This window comes from Chryseobacterium sp. CS3K3.1 (assembly GCF_059515165.1).
Window position 1 is genome coordinate 25,821 of record NZ_JCAKRV010000001.1, and the last position, 17,442, is coordinate 43,262.

The 17,442-nt window shown below is 37.9% G+C and carries 16 protein-coding genes, 4 tRNA genes and 1 riboswitch; of the genes, 9 read left to right on the plus strand and 11 right to left on the minus strand.

The features are described 5' to 3' along the window. Positions 1 to 41: 41 nt before the first annotated feature. The 9 genes from AC5YGI_RS00125 to AC5YGI_RS00165 all read left to right on the plus strand — a co-directional run bounded on the left by AC5YGI_RS00125 (position 42) and on the right by AC5YGI_RS00165 (position 4,919). Complete coding sequence (locus AC5YGI_RS00125; RefSeq protein ID WP_227940981.1) at positions 42 to 1,328, plus strand: N-acetylmuramoyl-L-alanine amidase family protein; 1,287 nt, start codon at positions 42 to 44, stop codon at positions 1,326 to 1,328. A gap of 60 nt (positions 1,329 to 1,388) precedes the next feature. Then, positions 1,389 to 1,460, plus strand: a tRNA-Glu gene (locus AC5YGI_RS00130). Positions 1,461 to 1,831: 371 nt separating this feature from the next. Next, a complete protein-coding gene (locus AC5YGI_RS00135) occupies positions 1,832 to 2,152 on the plus strand; it encodes a hypothetical protein (protein ID WP_105683297.1) in 321 nt (106 codons plus the stop codon). A 66-nt stretch (positions 2,153 to 2,218) separates the two neighbouring features. Next, on the plus strand, positions 2,219 to 2,473 hold the full coding sequence (gene rpsT / locus AC5YGI_RS00140; protein ID WP_002983073.1) for a 30S ribosomal protein S20: 255 nt from the start codon (positions 2,219 to 2,221) through the stop codon (positions 2,471 to 2,473). 10 nt (positions 2,474 to 2,483) lie between these two features. Further along, positions 2,484 to 2,555: transfer RNA gene (locus AC5YGI_RS00145), tRNA-Glu, on the plus strand. Between the two features lie 82 nt (positions 2,556 to 2,637). Continuing rightward, positions 2,638 to 2,709 (plus strand) — tRNA-Glu (locus AC5YGI_RS00150). A gap of 63 nt (positions 2,710 to 2,772) precedes the next feature. Further along, positions 2,773 to 2,844 (plus strand) — tRNA-Glu (locus AC5YGI_RS00155). Between the two features lie 287 nt (positions 2,845 to 3,131). Continuing rightward, on the plus strand, positions 3,132 to 3,905 hold the full coding sequence (locus AC5YGI_RS00160) for a T9SS type A sorting domain-containing protein (protein WP_330745078.1): 774 nt from the start codon (positions 3,132 to 3,134) through the stop codon (positions 3,903 to 3,905). Positions 3,906 to 4,130: 225 nt separating this feature from the next. Further along, the gene (locus AC5YGI_RS00165) at positions 4,131 to 4,919 is read left to right on the plus strand and encodes a T9SS type A sorting domain-containing protein (RefSeq protein WP_330745077.1); all 789 of its coding nucleotides are present in this window, start codon (positions 4,131 to 4,133) and stop codon (positions 4,917 to 4,919) included. A 145-nt stretch (positions 4,920 to 5,064) separates the two neighbouring features. On the opposite strand, the gene AC5YGI_RS00170 is transcribed toward AC5YGI_RS00165, so the two are convergent. From AC5YGI_RS00170 to AC5YGI_RS00220, 11 genes are all read right to left on the minus strand, one after another. Beyond that, a complete protein-coding gene (locus tag AC5YGI_RS00170; RefSeq protein WP_330745075.1) occupies positions 5,065 to 7,323 on the minus strand; it encodes a DUF5074 domain-containing protein in 2,259 nt (752 codons plus the stop codon). Positions 7,324 to 7,351: 28 nt separating this feature from the next. Beyond that, the gene (locus AC5YGI_RS00175) at positions 7,352 to 8,545 is read right to left on the minus strand and encodes a cell surface protein (protein WP_330745074.1); all 1,194 of its coding nucleotides are present in this window, start codon (positions 8,543 to 8,545) and stop codon (positions 7,352 to 7,354) included. A 13-nt stretch (positions 8,546 to 8,558) separates the two neighbouring features. Beyond that, positions 8,559 to 9,692 (minus strand): YncE family protein, encoded by a 1,134-nt coding sequence (locus AC5YGI_RS00180; RefSeq protein ID WP_496167247.1) that lies wholly within the window; start codon positions 9,690 to 9,692, stop codon positions 8,559 to 8,561. Further along, the gene (locus AC5YGI_RS00185; protein WP_496167248.1) at positions 9,689 to 11,722 is read right to left on the minus strand and encodes a TonB-dependent receptor plug domain-containing protein; all 2,034 of its coding nucleotides are present in this window, start codon (positions 11,720 to 11,722) and stop codon (positions 9,689 to 9,691) included. The genes AC5YGI_RS00180 and AC5YGI_RS00185 overlap by 4 nt, the downstream gene beginning before the upstream one ends. A gap of 109 nt (positions 11,723 to 11,831) precedes the next feature. Further along, positions 11,832 to 12,017: riboswitch (cobalamin riboswitch) on the minus strand. Between the two features lie 92 nt (positions 12,018 to 12,109). Continuing rightward, positions 12,110 to 13,057 (minus strand): transporter, encoded by a 948-nt coding sequence (locus tag AC5YGI_RS00190; protein ID WP_330745071.1) that lies wholly within the window; start codon positions 13,055 to 13,057, stop codon positions 12,110 to 12,112. Positions 13,058 to 13,069: 12 nt separating this feature from the next. Further along, positions 13,070 to 14,119 (minus strand): cytochrome-c peroxidase, encoded by a 1,050-nt coding sequence (locus AC5YGI_RS00195; protein ID WP_330745070.1) that lies wholly within the window; start codon positions 14,117 to 14,119, stop codon positions 13,070 to 13,072. Continuing rightward, the gene (locus tag AC5YGI_RS00200; protein ID WP_330745069.1) at positions 14,112 to 14,942 is read right to left on the minus strand and encodes an MbnP family protein; all 831 of its coding nucleotides are present in this window, start codon (positions 14,940 to 14,942) and stop codon (positions 14,112 to 14,114) included. The genes AC5YGI_RS00195 and AC5YGI_RS00200 overlap by 8 nt, the downstream gene beginning before the upstream one ends. Positions 14,943 to 15,125: 183 nt before the next feature. Continuing rightward, positions 15,126 to 15,494 (minus strand): hypothetical protein, encoded by a 369-nt coding sequence (locus tag AC5YGI_RS00205; protein WP_330745068.1) that lies wholly within the window; start codon positions 15,492 to 15,494, stop codon positions 15,126 to 15,128. 4 nt (positions 15,495 to 15,498) lie between these two features. Next, complete coding sequence (locus AC5YGI_RS00210; protein WP_330745067.1) at positions 15,499 to 16,173, minus strand: superoxide dismutase; 675 nt, start codon at positions 16,171 to 16,173, stop codon at positions 15,499 to 15,501. 190 nt (positions 16,174 to 16,363) lie between these two features. Next, entirely contained in the window at positions 16,364 to 17,041 is a 678-nt protein-coding gene (locus AC5YGI_RS00215) for an SCO family protein (protein WP_496167249.1), read from the minus strand. Beyond that, the gene (locus tag AC5YGI_RS00220) at positions 17,028 to 17,303 is read right to left on the minus strand and encodes a YHS domain-containing protein (RefSeq protein WP_446106921.1); all 276 of its coding nucleotides are present in this window, start codon (positions 17,301 to 17,303) and stop codon (positions 17,028 to 17,030) included. Before AC5YGI_RS00220 ends, AC5YGI_RS00215 begins: the two co-directional genes overlap by 14 nt. Positions 17,304 to 17,442 lie beyond the last annotated feature (139 nt).

The window sequence follows — 17,442 nt, forward strand, 5'->3', positions numbered from 1 at the left end:
TAATTAAGGCCCAAAATTAATATAATTTTTATAACTGTAAGATGCACAAACAAAATTTTAAAATAATTTTATCATTTCTCCTTATCCTTATCAGCAACTTTATTTTCTCCCAGAAGAAGTTTACTATCGTTCTGGATGCGGGACACGGAGGAAGTGATCATGGAGCCAACAGGACTTATTCGGACATCGGAAGAGTCGCAGAAAAAGACATTACACTTGCCATTACGTTAAAAGTGGGTGCCATGTTAGAAAAAAACAGAGATTTTAAGGTAATCTATACCCGTAAAATAGACGAGTATCCGTCTCTGTCTGACAGAACCAATCTGGCCAACAGAAGCAAAGCAGACCTTTTTATATCCATTCACTGTAACTCTTCCCAGAGACCTACAGCGTATGGAACAGAAACGTATGTGCAGGGACCCAACCAGAATAATGAAAACCTGGAAGTAGCCAAAAGAGAAAATGACGTAATTTTCCTGGATGAAAAAGATAAGCAGATCTTTGGTTCTTATAATCCGGACTCCCCGGAATCATTAATTGCCCTGAAACTTCAACAAAGTAAATATCTCGAATCAAGTCTTCTTTTGGGAGGATTGGTAGAAGATAACTTTGTGAATAAAGATAAAAGATCTTCAAGAGGTGTATTTCAGAAAAACCTTCACGTTCTCCGTATGAATGCCATGCCATCTGTACTGATAGAAACCGGGTTCATCAATCACCCTGAAGAAAGTCACTACATCGCTTCAGATAAAGGGCAGACTGAAATTGCAGAAAGTATCTACAATGCCATAATTGATTATAAAAAGGCGATTGACAGAAAATCCGGTGGTTCTATTGCAACAAGAAAGCCAGAGCCGGAAAAACCTGCAGAGGTTCCTTTGAAAAATGATTTCAGAATTCTATTAATGAGTTCACCTACGAAATACAATGAAAATGATCCTGCCCTGAAAGGCCTGAACTATATTCTTACGCTTAAAGAAAACGGACAGTACAAGTATTACTATGCTGTCACCAATATGGCTTCGGTAAAAGATATTAACCTTAAAACAGCGAAAGATGCAGGTTTCAGAAATGCATTTGCCGTAGGATTTATGCCTAATCAGAGAATCAGCATGGGATATTATACGATTGAAGTGTATGCAGGCGATAAACTGAACGGGAATTCTTATATCCTCCAGAATTTAAAAGATGTGGAACGAAATAAGGACAACGGTGTATTCTACTACACATATGGAAAAGTATACACATTGGAAGATGCTGTAAAACTTCAGAAGGAACTTGAAGCCAAAGGTATCAAAAATACGGTGATACAAAAGGTCTACAGATAAATCAAAAAAAATAATTTTGAAGTTTAAAAGTTAATTCCTACTTTTGCAACCTCAAAATTTGGCCTATTCGTCTAGTGGTCAGGACTCAAGATTTTCATTCTTGCAACAGGGGTTCGATTCCCCTATAGGCTACAAAAATACAAACCTTTAACTGATCAGTTGAAGGTTTTTTTATAAGCTTTTTCATTCTGTTTTTTAATTTAAAAAAAGCTTTTTGAGCATTAGCAGTATGGAAGAATGTTTCAAATTTTGTGATTATAGTATAATAGATGAAGTAATATCCGAATTTTAATATACTGACAGCATGAGAATTACTGTTATTCTATTGAAAAGTCCATTACTTTTATTTGAAAAAGGCAATCCCTATATGTTATATGTCACAAAAGCATTATATTTGCAAAAAATTTATCCATAGTTGGTTCTACCAATATGGTAACACTGATGAAAAATATTATTGATAAATCATTGTTTGCAGTTTTCTGCAGACCATCAAATTTTATATCATGCCGGATTTAAAAATACAAGAAGCGAAATTGCTTTTTAAGAAAATCCACTCTAACCCAAAAAGTTACGATTTACAAATCAATGAAGGCGGGATTACAGGCAGAGATGATAAAATCAGTTTCAGGCTTTACAGGACTGGAGAAAGGGTTGCTTTTGAAGTAACAATTGATGAACTTACTTTCACCAATACCACTGGAGAATGGAATAATGCACTGATCATGCTGGGAAATACGATCAAAAAATTAGAGAAAGAACAAGAAAATTTAAAAATAGAACAGGCAATAAATAAACTCAGAAAGTATCTATCAGAAGAAAATTAAAATTTTTAAAAATAAATTTGGTAGTTTAAAAAAAAGTTTATAGTTTTGCACTCACATTTAAACGATATGGCAAATCATAAATCAGCACTAAAGAGAATCAGACAAAACGAAACTAGAAGACTTCGTAACAGATATTACCACAAGACTGCTAGAACAGCTTTAAAAGCTTTAAGAAATGAAGAGAACAAAGCTGCTGCTACAGAACAATTGCCAAAAGTTATCGCTTTATTGGATAAATTAGCTAAGAAAAATATTATCCACAAAAACAAAGCAGCTAACTTGAAAAGCAAATTAACAAAGCACGTTAATAAATTAGCGTAACAATACAGCTGGCCCGTTCGTCTATCGGTTAGGACCTCAGATTTTCATTCTGGTAAGAGGGGTTCGATTCCCCTACGGGCTACTTACATCTTATAAGACCACTGTAACATCGGTGGTTTTATAAAGATCACTGTAGAAAAAGCTATATTTAAATAAATCTAACCGGCCCGTTCGTCTATCGGTTAGGACCTCAGATTTTCATTCTGGTAAGAGGGGTTCGATTCCCCTACGGGCTACAATAAGAGTTGACACTTATAAAAACAAAAGCTAACACATTACTTCGGTAATGGAAGATAGAGGGCCCGTTCGTCTATCGGTTAGGACCTCAGATTTTCATTCTGGTAAGAGGGGTTCGATTCCCCTACGGGCTACAAAAGGACTTTTTCGAAAGTCCTTTTTTCGTTTCTATATATAGATTTCGGGGATTCTTCCCAAGGTTTAAGCTTTCTATAGCTCCATTATACCTACCCTAAGGAACTAAGCGATAATTTCTTCAGATACAATAGTCTATCCACCAGACCTCTTGTACAATTTTCACCCCAACAGGAACGTCATATTAAATTTCATTAAAAATATCACCAATAATGGAAATATTTTTTTTACTTCTTCCATTAATCCTTAAATTTGGATAAAACTATTCATTTTTAAAATATATAACATGAAATTCAATTTATTTTCGGGAAGCCCATCCTCTTTAAAGGCCGGATTGATGGCTTTATTTTTATTTTCTGCCGGCACAATGTCCTTGGCACAAAACAGAATTTATGCACACGCACAAAGCTCCGGAGTATTCGGAGTAGCCTGCCTGGGATGTCATATTGATAATCCCCTTAACGCTGTAGGAGATAATGAGGATGACTATTCAACAATGGTGTTGGGAACAGTCCTGTTGGGAGGAATTCAGCAAACTCTGATTTTTCCTGACCTAAGATCTGACACAAGGCTGGTAGTAGGAATCGGAACAGACAACATACCATTATCTGTACAGTTGTTAAGCGGAGTAACGCTTGAAACAATGAATGGCGGTACATCCAATGATGACCGGAGAACAATTGATGTAAGCCTTCTTAAACTGGGCGCAACCCCAAACAGAGGTACAATAGAATTCAAACCTACAAAGCCTTATGATGGGATAAGAATCGGATTAACAGGTGGTGTTCTAAGCCTTGGCGGTGGTTTCAGAGTTTATTATTCTTACCAGGATCCCTTAATGAATATTATGGTTCACAGTCAGAACGGACAGGTTACTCTTGGTGGAAATGTTCCTGTGGAAGGTTCCGAAATTACTTTGTTCAACAATTCAGGAAAAGAAGTATTCCGTTCCAAGCTGACCTCAAATATATTTGAGCCGAAACAGCCGGAAGGTGTTTATATCATGAATGTGCAAACGAAAGAAGGTAAAACCTATTCCAAAAAAATTGTAATCAAATAATTTAATAAATGATAGATTAAATGCGGTAGATTTTTTCAAGCCTGCCGTATTTTTCACATTCATTTTCAGTCAAGTACAAATAACCACTTCATTAAATAATAATAAATCATCAATTGTAAATATCAATAAATTATTAACAAATCACATAATTATGAAATAAAATATGCAACATAATTATTTTATTTATAAATTTACAAAAAAACTAAAATCCAAAATTTTCTACATATGAAAACTTATTTATTATTGAGCCAACGCACGATGAAAGCTGCAGTTTTGGCATCATTCCTATTTTTAACCAGCACAATGTCTTTTGCTCAGATTGTAAAAACCTATGCAAGCAGCCAAACCAATCAGGTGCTTGGCGTATGCCTGGGCTGCGGTGTATTGAATCCTGAGAATGCTGTAGGAAGCAACGAAAACGATTACTCTACACTACAGGTTTCTGTGGGTCTTCTTGCAAGAACAGAACAGACATTGATTTTCCCAACTACCAATATTGCGAACAATACCAATAAACTTGTTCTTGCGATAGGTTCAAACGGGACTCCTCTATCTGCACAGTTATTGGGCGGGGTATCTATTGAAACATTTAATGGAGATGTTTCCAATAACGATTACACAAGTCTTGCCACAAAACTGATCACTCTTGGAAGCGGAGATCCAAGCAAAGGAGAAATAGAGATGACGATGAACATCCCTTTTGACCGTATTAAAATAAATGTGAATTCCGGATTATTGAACATCGGTGGAGAGCTTAGAGTATACTATGCTTACCAGTACAAAGATCCTTTCATCAATTTCATGGCTCACAGCCAGGACGGGCAGTTCACTCTTGACAAAAATGTTTCTGCAGAAGGTTCCGAAGTTACTTTAACCAATACTTCAGGAAAAGAAGTATTCCGTTCCAAGCTGACATCAAATACTTTTGATACCAAACAGCCACAAGGGGTATATATTATGAAACTTCAGACAAAAGAAGGAAAAACATACTCTAAAAAAGTGATTATCAAATAAAGAAGATATAACAACAGAATGAACCCGGCAAGCTTTAAAAGCTTGCCGGGTTTTTAATATCATCTCCTATTGATGGATCAATAAAAACCCCTGACCAAAATTGATCAGGGGTTAAAATAACAAGATTACTATCTGCAATATAGTATTAGTTTTTGATTAATTTCTGCTGATATACCGCTTTATCGGTTACAGCTTTTACAATATAAATACCCTTTGGAAGTGTACTTACATTAATCTGACCATTGCTCAGCTGTACATTGATTACTCTGCCTGAAGCATCGTAAAGAGAAACATTCTGAATTTTCTCCTGAGTTTTAATCGTAAGAATATCAGTTACCGGATTCGGATAAATGCTGAATTCCAGTTTCTTCACCTCAGCAGTTGCTAATGTTGATGCAGTACTGTTTACTGTAAGTGTTTTTTCAACTAATTTACCGTTTGAGTTAAAGCTGATCACAATATCAGACGTGCCTGAAACAAGTGGTGTCAGAACCAGCTCATCATTATTGTTAATCACCGCAGAAACCGTGGCAGGGTTGCTGTTTGATTTGATAGATTTCACAACAGATACCGTCATATTGTCTGCATCAGAAACTATTGATTTCAGATCAATTGTCGTTGTGTTTCCTGCAGTAACCTGTGAAGGGAAAACATTACTTACAACAGGAACTGAGTTATTGGTAAATACCGTCAGTGAAGGGAACCAATAGTAGTCGTTCAGAGTTTTTGTATTGATAAGGGCTCCGGTCATATCATAGGTATGAATCCAGTTTTTCTGGTAGTGTGCTCCATATCCGCTTTCTGTGGTATTCAGAACCAACTCTCCGGTAACAGGGTTTACACGAAGAGCCGCTCCGTACGGAATTTGTTTAAACTGACCTGTTTGTCCTGGAATTGCAGCAAAGTTTTCGTTAAATGTTTTCGTTGTAACATCAAATCTCACAATCTGTGTTCCTGAGCTCCAGCTGCTTATTGAATTGATCCAGTATAAAGCATTTTCTTTGTTACTTGCTGTGAATCTTCCGGCATTCCATGCTCCCCAGTCTCCGATATACTTTGTAGTTGGGATATTGTAGATCTGTGTTGCAAAAGTGGTAGGATTAATGCTGATCAGCTTCTGATCCTGAATTCCCCATACACTTCCGTCTTTAGCCTGAACCACAGAGTAGAAGCCTCCTGCAATAGTACTCACTATCGTATCGGTATCAGGATTAATCACTAAAATTCCTACTCCCTGTTTTACGGCAAAAACATATTGTGAAGTACGGATCATATTTCCGATCTGCCCGTTTCCACCTGTTCCGGTAATTAAATTACCAACCTGTAAATTATCAATATTGAAAAGAACAATACCGGTGGAAGTACCAATATATCCTTTATGTTCATTAACACCTACAAATGATCTTCCGTCACCGCCTCCGATGTTATTAAAACCAGCAATTTTCTGCATAGTCTGTGCATTGGCTACAACCAATCTTCCTCCCGGAGTATATTGAGTATCTCCCCCATCAGCAGCCTGCTTTGATACGAAGTAAAATTTATCACCATAGATTGTTCCGTACTGTGTCGTTGCCCCGAAAGCCTGATTATTATTGGCATTACTGTACACACGGTAATTGATCTGGCCGTTATTATCAATGAAGTTTACAGAACCGTTGGTATGACCAAACCATTCTTCGTTCACCATAAAATATCCGTTGGTATAGTTTGTAGAAGCTACATAGGGAGAAACCGGAGTCATGGTAGAAGAAACAGGTGTTTCATTAAATCCTACATTGAAATTCCATACATCCCAGGAACCATTTTGTAATGTCCGTGAGGAAGCTCCAACACTGGAATATCCGAAATCTGCATCCGTCGGATTCTTTACCCAGTACGCCCAATATCCGTTCACGGTCCAACCTGACTGCCAATGATCGTTCGCAGCATCTATAATGGTGTAGCTGTCGAAATCATAAGCTGTCGTATTGACAAAACCATTGACCGGATATAACGGATAAGTGGTATTTCCGCTTTTGATCAGGGCATTGGTCCCCTGGCCGTTCAGATCAAATCCAATCCCTCCGACTGCTGATCCAAATTGTGTTCCCTGATAAAGCAACGTATATAATCTGTGGTCTGCTTTAGCAATAGCTTTCAGCATGTCTTCTCCGGTAGCACTTCCGTTCCATTTGAATCCCCAAACCATCGCATCAGGATTTTTACCGTCGTTCCACTGTACTACAAAAGCAGCCTGATTGGTTCCCGACCCTACCCAATACTGAATATCAGAAAAACTGATGGCAGTGGTATTAAGATTACTGATCCCTGAAATATCATTTCTGGGCACACCCTGTACTTTTATCTGTGCATTGGATACGCATGCAAACAGAAAAAGCATCATAAAAAGATAAAACTTTTTCATTTTTTATTAATTTAAATAGATTGTATTATTATTTGAAATGCAGATCGTAAGCTCCTGCTACTTCTGTAGAAACTTCACCAAGCCAGCCGGCTTCCTGATTGACTCCTGTATATATTTTCATAAAGTCTACGCCCGGAAGTTTTACATATTTTCCACTTCTGTCTACCGCCCATGAAATATCAATATTGGAAGCTTCATCATTATTCGGAGCATTATCTGCATATCCGAACTCATATGATTTTCCTACCCAATAGGATCCGTCACCGTTCTGATCATAAAAATTATTGGCGAGTCTTGTTCCCGAAAATCCGTAAGAACTCTCAGTATACCATAAAGGATAATAGCTTTGTACGTGAAATGTATTTTTTGTTTTAAACCCCTGATTTCCGAGGTTATCACTCCACTTGATATATTCCACATCGGTCTGCCAGAATTCAGTTCCGGCTACAGGTGTTTTATTTTCGTCAGGCTTAAAATAAGTTATGCTGTAATCTTTTACGGTAGCATTTTTGAAATACTCGCTGCCTGCAATTTCATACCATTCATCATTATCCGGCTTTCCGTTTTTATTTCTGTCGTAGGCCACCATAATAATTCCCGGTTCACAGGATCCTGAACGTTGATCCGCGGCATCATTTCCAAAGAATGCATTTCCGAGTATTTTAAAATCACGTCCATTTAAATTCGGAATGGTATGATCAAAACCGAACACTACATATCCTCCATATCCTCCCAGACTAATCATGGTTGAATTACCTCCCACCAAAGATTCATTGGCTTTCTGAAGCATATTCGCGGCAGTATTCCCTGGTAAATATTCCGGGATTTCATTCATAAACTGTCCTACGGCAGGGCGGAACTCCAATACTTTGGAAATATATTTACTGTATGGCGTCTTTTCTTTGGTAACGATTATTTTAGAATGAAAAACCTGCTCGTTTCCTTTATTCCTGATCTTTAAAGTCAGAGGATAAGCATCTGCATTCACACTGATAAATTCAAGTTCTGAGTTTTGGGAAATAATAGAATCGTTGATACTCCAAGTAACCGATCCTGATGCATTGGTAGGAATACTCAAAACCTTTAAACGCTCAATGGTATAGGAATCATCAAGGCCGTTAAAGGTAAATTCGTCTTCATCATCATGTTTACAGGCAATCGCTCCTAAAAGGAAAAAGGATAAAAGCCCGGTTTTTAAATAAGTAAAGGTATTTCTGTTCATGTCTTAAGGTTGGTTATTTGTATAAAAAAGCGAAGTGGGCAGGGATATTTCCGCCTTCCGTTTTCCATTTAAAGTGTCCGTTTTTATCAAAGCAATACACAAATCCCATGGATACATAATTTCTGGCATCTGTCATGTAGATATCTTCTGTGATTGGGTTTACGGCAATGCCGTAAGGGGTTTTAATAGCATCTTCATATTCTTTGTCAAAAATTCTGTTGGCGATGATCTGTTCTGTTTTTACATCAATGATTCCAAATGTCTTTTTATAGCTGTGGGTATTGTAATTGAATTCATTTCCATAGAAATAGAGTTTATCATTCACGATTGTCATTTCACTCACGGAGAGATGGAAATCTTTCTTGACCGTTCCTGTAGCTGCATCTATTAAATACAAACTGGAAGGAACATTATAATAATCTCCTCTTGAGGTTACATAGAGATCTCCGTAATTATCTTTTTTAATGTGATGAAGATTGATGGCAACATTTATTTTTTTAAGTTCTGTAAAAGTATTCAGGTCGATGACGGAGACTGTATTATCATAATCTGGAGCCTTATATCCTCCGGAATTGGCTACAAATAAGGTATTTCCCACAATTTCCATTTCTTCGGGCTGATATCCTACCACTACTTCACGCTGGATGGAAAGAGAAGTGGTATCAATTTCCACGACTTTCCCTTTCGGTGCTTTCGGATTAATCGCAACAGGTCCGGCGTAGCTGCTGGCATAAGCTTTTCCGTTTTTGAAAGCAAGGTACCGGCAGATTTGTAATGGAATAGAAGTAATACGTTTGGCCGTTTTGGCATCAAGAACTTCAATTTTATTGGAAACATTGACTACGATATAAAGTTTGCTTCCGTACACTTTGATATCATTTCCTACATCTCCCAACTCCTTTACCACATTGGGATTGATTTCTGCGTAAATATTCCGGTAATAGGTTCCCTTGGTGTAATCAAAAAAATCAAGGGTACATTTATTACTTCCCATGTTTCCTTCATTCAGCATGTAAAAGCCTTTTATTGCTGTGTTTTCTGAAGGAAGTCCTTCCACCACTTCCTGACGGACAATAATATCATCCGTACGGCATGACGTAAGAAAAGCTAAGACAAGAAATAAAAAATAAAAGTTTAGTTTTCTCATAGGGTGAAGTTTAGAATAAGTTTAAAATTTCTTCCGGGCATCGGATAATTGAGGACCACATCATAGTATTGATTGAAAATATTATTCATCTCAAGGCTTACTTTAAACTGATGATTCGCCCAGTTGAATTTTTTCTGAACAGAGAGATCGTGAGTATACCAGGGCTGTACATAATTGTATTGAATATTGTCCTGATTCACATCATATCTTTCTCCTACATACATCGCACTGTAATTGAAACTCCAGTCTTTATAATCCGCCATCAGACTGAAAGATCCACTGTGCCATGGTGTATAAGGAATCTGATTGCGGTAAAAAGTATCTTCAGGATCACTCATGTCTCTTGCACTTTGATAAGTGTAGGACAGCAACGGTCTAAGAGTAACTTTTCCCAATTGAAGTTCTGTCTGCACATTCACATCTGCACCAATGATTTCAACCATTCCCAGGTTCATCATCAGCCAGCGGAACATGCTTCCGTTAGGGGCCGCTACAATTTTATCCTGTACTTTGTTGTAGTAACCATCTACTTTAGCATAAAAGGTCTTAAAGAGACGGTTGGTATAATTCTTCTGATAGGTAAATCCTACATCATACTGATGGGTAAATTCAGGTTTCAGGTAAGTATTTCCGATATTGGTATAATACAGATCATTAAAGGTTGGAAGTCTGAAAATTCTTTTATAGAAAGCCCTTAGAGTAAGCTCTGGAATTTTTTCCGGCTGATAGCTCATAAAAACAGCAGGCGTCCACTCTCTGGCATCTCCCGGTCTTTTGTTTTTTCTTACTTCTTCAAAAGTAAAAGTTCCTAAAAGGCTTCCCAAAATTTTGAATCTGTTCCACTGATAGGTCGTTGCCAATGCTACCAAGGTAGTGTAACGGATAGGATAAGAAAAATTATCCAGATTGGCATCCAGATTATTGTACTGAAAATCTCCACTCAGACTGACATCCCAATTGGGAGTGATTGAGTAAATATTGGATGAGGAAAGATAAAGCTCCTGCTGGATATAAGTATTATCAGTATAAATAATAGACTGCGAACGAACCGTATCCATAAAATGGGTATAATCGTAGGCAAATTTTGCTTTCAGCTGTGTTTCAAATTTCGGGAACAGTTTTTTTCTCAGATTGGCCTGTACGAAATAATTTTCATCTGAAAGTCTGGCTCCTCTTCCACCAAAACGGCCATTCACAATGGGAGCCGGCATTCCACGATCTGAAATATAACCATACCCTCTGATATTCCAGCTTCCGTTATTTAAAGTTCCGTTGAGAGAAGTTTCAAACCGTTTTGCTTTGATATCTGAGTCCTGTCTTTTAGCGATGGTATCGTACGCCTGCTGCCCATCAGGATATTTCTTCGCGTACCGGAACCTGTAAATTCCGTCACTCTGCATAAATTCTCCGCTGAAGCTGGCAGAAACTCTGTCTGATATCTTCTGTTCCAATCGGAATGAAGGATTAAAGAGATCAATAGATGCACTTTTTGCCCTTATCACCAAATTGGTTTTTCTATTTCCTTTAAATACGGGTGTTTTAGGCTGTAAATAAATAGATCCTGAAGAACCGAAGTCTTTTGCAGGTTGAAAAATCTCACTTTTCTGTCCGTTGTACAATGATATTTCTTCCAGATCGTCTAAAGAATATCGTCCAAGATCCACCAGCCCGTTTTGGGCATTTCCTAATTGAATTCCATCATAAAACACACCTACATGCTGGCTTCCCATACTTCGGATGTTGATGGTTTTCAAACCACCCAATCCTCCATAATCTTTAATCTGAACTCCTGAAAAATACCGCAACGCATCTGCGACAGAATGACTGTTAAGCCTCTCCAGCTGCTCACCCTGCAGGATTTGTGCAGGAATAATTTCTTTAAAATTCTTTTTGTAAAGATTGATCCCTTTAATCGTCTCTTCCTGAAGACTATCTTTTTTCTTGGTTTGGGAAAACAAAAGTTGAGATGTGATCACCAATATTGTGAAAACAGCTTTTTGAATTGCAGAAGTAGTTAGTTTTGCCGCCATTAGCTCATTTAGGGTAATGAAGACGCTAATGGGTATAAGAATACAACGACAAAGCACAGCTGTCACTGCACACAATCATTGATGTCCTAAGCTTTATTCCACGAAAGCGTCAAACGATTATTGTCTGGCAGGTCTTCTGACTTACTCCATTTTTGAAATCCTTCCCATTAAAAAAACAGTGGATATATTCTTCAAAAACTTTGGTGCGGAGCTTACAGCAGCGGGTCTGTTCCGGATTTTCACCGGATTCCCTTTTAAGAGCTTTTTACGGCTCACCAAATTCCGGCAAAGATAAATAATTATTCCTAATCCCCAACTAAAATCATGATTTATAAACAATTAAAGCTCCCGAAGGAGCTTTAACATGATTTCAACAAGGGTTTCCTTTTAAATTCCAATATTCAGAAAAATACTGAATCTTGATTGAGCTTCAATATCTCCTCCCGCCAGGCGCGTGTACATGGGAAGCATGACTTCACTTCCCAGGCTCAGCTTTTTATAAGAGGCTTCAAAACCTAATTTTCCATACAAGGCACTTCCTGCAGTGTTCGGCAATGCTTCATCAAACTGTTTATTCTGAGCATAAACTTCTCCCTGAACTCCAGTTTTTACAGAGAATATAGATTTTTCATTTCCTGCAACCTGATAAAAACCTGTTGCTGCATAATTCCATTGGTTTCCAAAACGGTAATTTTTCCTGTTCTCTGTTTTAATGGTGTAATCTGTATTCACCAGTACGGCTACTTTATTTTTCTGAAACTTATAATTCAAAGCCGCCTGATAATCCCAGCTGCCAGTTCCCAGCTGAAAGCTTGGGTTGACACCGGATGCCCCTTTTTCATCAAACTTCCCGAGAGGAATTTTCACACCCAAACCTCCGCTCAGATGATGGAAATTATCTTTAGAGCTCATCAGCTGGTAAATTCCCATCAGGTTTAAATCTCCTATTCCATTGATTCTGATATCTCCCTGCATGGTTTTCTTTTCATGAAAATGGAATGGAAGGCTCGCATAAACACTCAGTTTTTTAGTCAGTGGAACTTTCCCCCAAAGTTGCAGCGTATTGAAATACTGATCCTGGGTAAGATCTTTTACAAATAAGTTCTCTTTCGCTTTATAATGCTGCGCAAAGTATTTGATCCCGATAAACTGCGGATTCAGTAAAGATTCAAAACCGGAAGATCCGTTTCCTGCTGCACAACCACAGGCATCACAATCATCATCAAAATCGAATCTGCTAAAGGTTTCGGGAGCAATATACGCACTGTCTCTAATCGTTTTCGCCTGATACTGATTAAACAGGATCAAACTTACTATCACTATAATCTTCTTCATGTTTTTTATAAATTATTCTGCAAATTTTGGATTGGATATGAAACTTTTATCCGATAATGTTTTCAGGAATGCAATGATGTATTGTTTTTCCTGGCTGTTCATGGCAATTCCTATGTGGCCGTTCTGTTTCAGCTGAGGATCAAGATTGGCATTATCTTCCACCTGATCCGAATAGAAATTAAGTACCGCCTCTAAGGTGTAAAATCTTCCGTCATGCATATAAGGTGCGGTATATTCCACATTTCTTAAACTGGGAACACGGAATTTCATCCAGTCGACCTGGTTAAGAGTAACTCTGTATCGTCCGGCATCTTTGAACTCCGTATTGTAATAGAGTCCTGTATTTCTGAAACTCTCATCGGTAAACAGCTCTCCGCTATGACAGGAAGCACATTTCTGCCCGAATAAAGCCATCCCTTTAGCTTCTGTTGAAGTCAATTGTTCTTTTCCCAGTCTGAATCTGTCATATTTTGAATCTGCAGAAATTAAAGAAGCCATAAACTGCGACAATGCTTTCAGAATTCTTTCTCCTGTAATGGTTTCGTCTCCATAAGCTTCTCTGAACAGTTTTTTATATTTCTGATCATCTTTTATTTTCGAAATAGCTTCCGGTATAGAACTGTCCATTTCATTTACGTCAGTAATCGGGCTGATGGGCTGCTCATTCAGATTGTGAATCACTCCGTCCCACATATATCTTTTCAAAAAAGCCATATTCTGGATGGGGGGTGCATTCCTGATTCCGATTCTGTCGTCTACCCCATGGCTCACCGTATGACCATGATGGGTAAAAGCATTTTCCTGGATATGACAAAAACCGCATGAAATGGTATTATTTCTTGAAAGTCTTCCTTCATAAAACAATTTCCGTCCCAGTTCCACTCCATTTCTGGTCACCGGATTGATGGATTTATCAAAAGTCATTTCCGGAAAATAAGAAGGAAACTGGAGATTATAGGCTTCATCCTTTTCCAGTGGCTGAATCACCTCATCAGAACATGAAATGAAGCTTAAGACCAATACAAGAAGAACGAGTATCGTTTTAATAAAAAAATTAATCATTGTGAACATGGTCTACTTTAAACATTTTTGTAAGATTGTTGGTAACGTCTACCAGGTGCTGGTTGGACCCCATCAGCATATCATTGGATGTGGTAAGAGTCAGTGCCTTATCTCCGCTCAGAAATTGGTTCAGGTCTGCAAGAATGTGAACAGAAGGACGGATTTGACTTGTTACTCTGGCCGTTGTTGGAAGATTCAATGTAATTTCGCGATAAAGATCCGGTGTATTGTTGGCTGCAGTATTTCCCATATTTCCTGTGTGATTCATGAATTCTTTAGAAGGAGAATCTGTACCGTATTTCCCTTCCAGTTTTACAAATACATAACCGGCCGCCCATGACCAGGACATTCCCTTCTGCTTGGCTTTTGTCCAGAATTCAGCCTGCCCGTCCTGTCCCAGTAAATATGCTTTCTGGCTGACACCCAATCCGAATCTTAGTTTTTTGTAATTATTTTTCGGGATACCATCCAGATTAAGATAAACAATTCCGGCTACAGCATCTGCCTGATCTACGATAAAAGCTCCTTTGTCAGGATTATTTTCGTTGTATTTAAATTCGTTTCCGTTTTCATCTATCAATGCGACATTACTGATGACGTATTTCAAAGCAGAAAAGTTATGTTTCTGTCCGTTAGCAGAAGTCTGAACCGTCTGATTTAGAACGATATCTCCCACATTGTTAAATCCGTTTTCAAATTTGATCTGAAGTTTTCCAGGCGTAGTATCCTGTGGGTTGTCATCATCCCTGCTGCTTCCGCAGGCTGTAAAAGAGAATACAGTAAGGGCAATAAAGAATAGTGATAAAAATTGAGAAATTTTCATTGTTGATTTTTTAAGTTGAATTAATTTGAATGGCTGTAACAGCATTGTTTTTTTACCACAAAAGGCACAAAAGTTCTTACACTTAAGTTGATCAAGTGGTAAATTTTATGCACAATAAGAGCACTTAGCTTTTAATTTATCTAAGCTTTTGTGACTTTTGTGGTTAATTAGTGATCGTTTAACTTAAAAAACCGGTGGTTTGAAAATATGGGTAAGAAACAGAAAAGAATAGGCTGTTTCGTAGGTAAAATTGAAATTGAAAAACGAAATTTTTCCAGTAGTGTTGATCTCTGCAGTCTCCGGCAGAATATAGGTATCCAGAACTTTCTGCCCAGAGTTTTTGAGTTTCTGAAAAGGTGAAGATTCTGAATCATTGGCTTTGGCGAGCTCTTTACTCAGGTAACATTTTCCATTACAGTGAACCTCCGGCCTGGTTTTATTGATACAGAGAACTTTAACAATATAATCATAATTTACAGCATACTCTACCACGGGCACTAAAGGTCTTAGCACCATATAGAAGGTAAAAAGTATGCTGTACAATATTTTCATCAGATTATTTCTTGCTTATCGCTTCGTCATATCTTCTGCTGATTTCTTTCCAGTTGGTCACATTCCAGATGGCGGTAAGATAATCTGCTCTTTTATTCTGATATTTTAAATAATAAGCATGCTCCCATACATCAATTCCGAAGATCGGAGTTCCTTTTTCTTCTACAACATCCATCAAAGGATTGTCCTGGTTAGGAGTAGAGGAAACAAACAATTTCCCGTCTTTCCCTACAGAAAGCCAGGCCCATCCTGAACCGAAACGGTCTGCTCCTGCCTTAGACATTTTTTCCTTAAAAGCATCCATACTTCCGAAAGTTTCAGTGATGGCCTTTGCTAATTTTGCTGAAGGCTGGGTATTTTTCTGAGGAGTAAGAACCGTCCAGAACAATTCGTGATTGTAATGTCCTCCTGCGTTATTTCTCACAGCAGCTGGCAGTTTTGAAACATTGGAAAGAATCTGAAACAAAGTTTCTTTTTCCTGTGGAGTTCCTGCAATGGCCTTATTCAAATTGGCGGCATAAGCTGCACCGTGTTTTGAATAATGAATTTCCATTGTTTGGGCATCAATATTCCCTTCCAAAGCATTATAAGCATACGGCAAAGGTGTCTGCTTAAACTGGGCCAGTGCAAACTGAGCCGCAAAAACTGCACTTAAAGCAGCTATTTTCATAATCTTCATAACTTTTTTGTTTATGGTTGAACAATGTTTTCTTGTTAAGCGGGAGGATGGGCGATGGAAGCTGGAAGTAATTAATGTTATAGCCTAACTTTTTCAACTTCTATTTCCTTTTACAGCCATCTCAAAAAACTGCTGGAGCTTCATCGTCTGGAATAAACTTCCAGCTTCTAGCTTCAGGTTCCCCTCCTCTCTATTTCAATAATTTCTTAATATCCTCAATCAGAATTTCTCTGTCCGGGTGATATTTTCCCGTCAGCATGGGTGTTTTTCCTTCCGGATCTCCGTAATTCAATCCTGAATAATAAAGGATCGGCATATTTTCTTTGTTGTATCTGCAACGGATATTTCCCTCCTGATCTACCAAAGCAATCATTCCGCTGTGGTTCAGGCTTTCTCCTTCATCTTCTTTGTCACCCACATAGATATTAAACTGATCAGCGAGATTTCCAATATAGGCACGATCTCCGGTCAGGAAATGCCAGTTGGGAGATTTTGCACCAATTCTTTGGGCATGTTCTTTCAAAGCTTCAGGTGTGTCATTTTCCGGATCAATACTGATGGAGATAATGCCGAAGTTGGGATCATTAATCTGGTTTTGGATTGCCTTCATATTGGTATTCATCACCGGGCATATGGTAGGACATTTGCTGAAGAAAAATTCTACGAGATATACCTTTCCCAGCATATCTTTATTGGTAACTTTTTTACTGTTCTGATCTGTAAGTTCAAAATCCGGAACTTTCATGACAGTATAAAGATTCTTTTTAAAATATCCCATTCCTACCCCGATTCCCAGAAAAAGCAATGCAAATACCGCAATGGGTATGATCACTTTACTTTTATTTGCGGTCTTTTTATTTTTGGGCATATTTCTCAGGATTTTTTTTGAATTCATCTTTGCAGTACACACTGCAAAAACCGTACGTTTTATTTTTATATACCGCAGTATCTTGAGTAGATCCGGCAGTTTTCATGTGGCAGATAGGGTCTTCTTCATTCACTACCTGTATATTTTCTATTTTCTTTCCGGAGGTATCCATGTGGCTTGCATGCTTTACCTTAGGCGTTTCTTTCGCACACGACAGCAATGATATCGACAGTACAGCAGCCGAAATAATGAGAGATTTCATTGTAATGTTAAATTGAATTAATACTATTAAATAAGTTATGGTACAATGTAAGTCGGAAAAGCACAACATTTCTTAAGAATAACTGATGCATCCTTTATACTTACAACAGTTAATTTTAACTGCAGAATGTTTTTTTAAC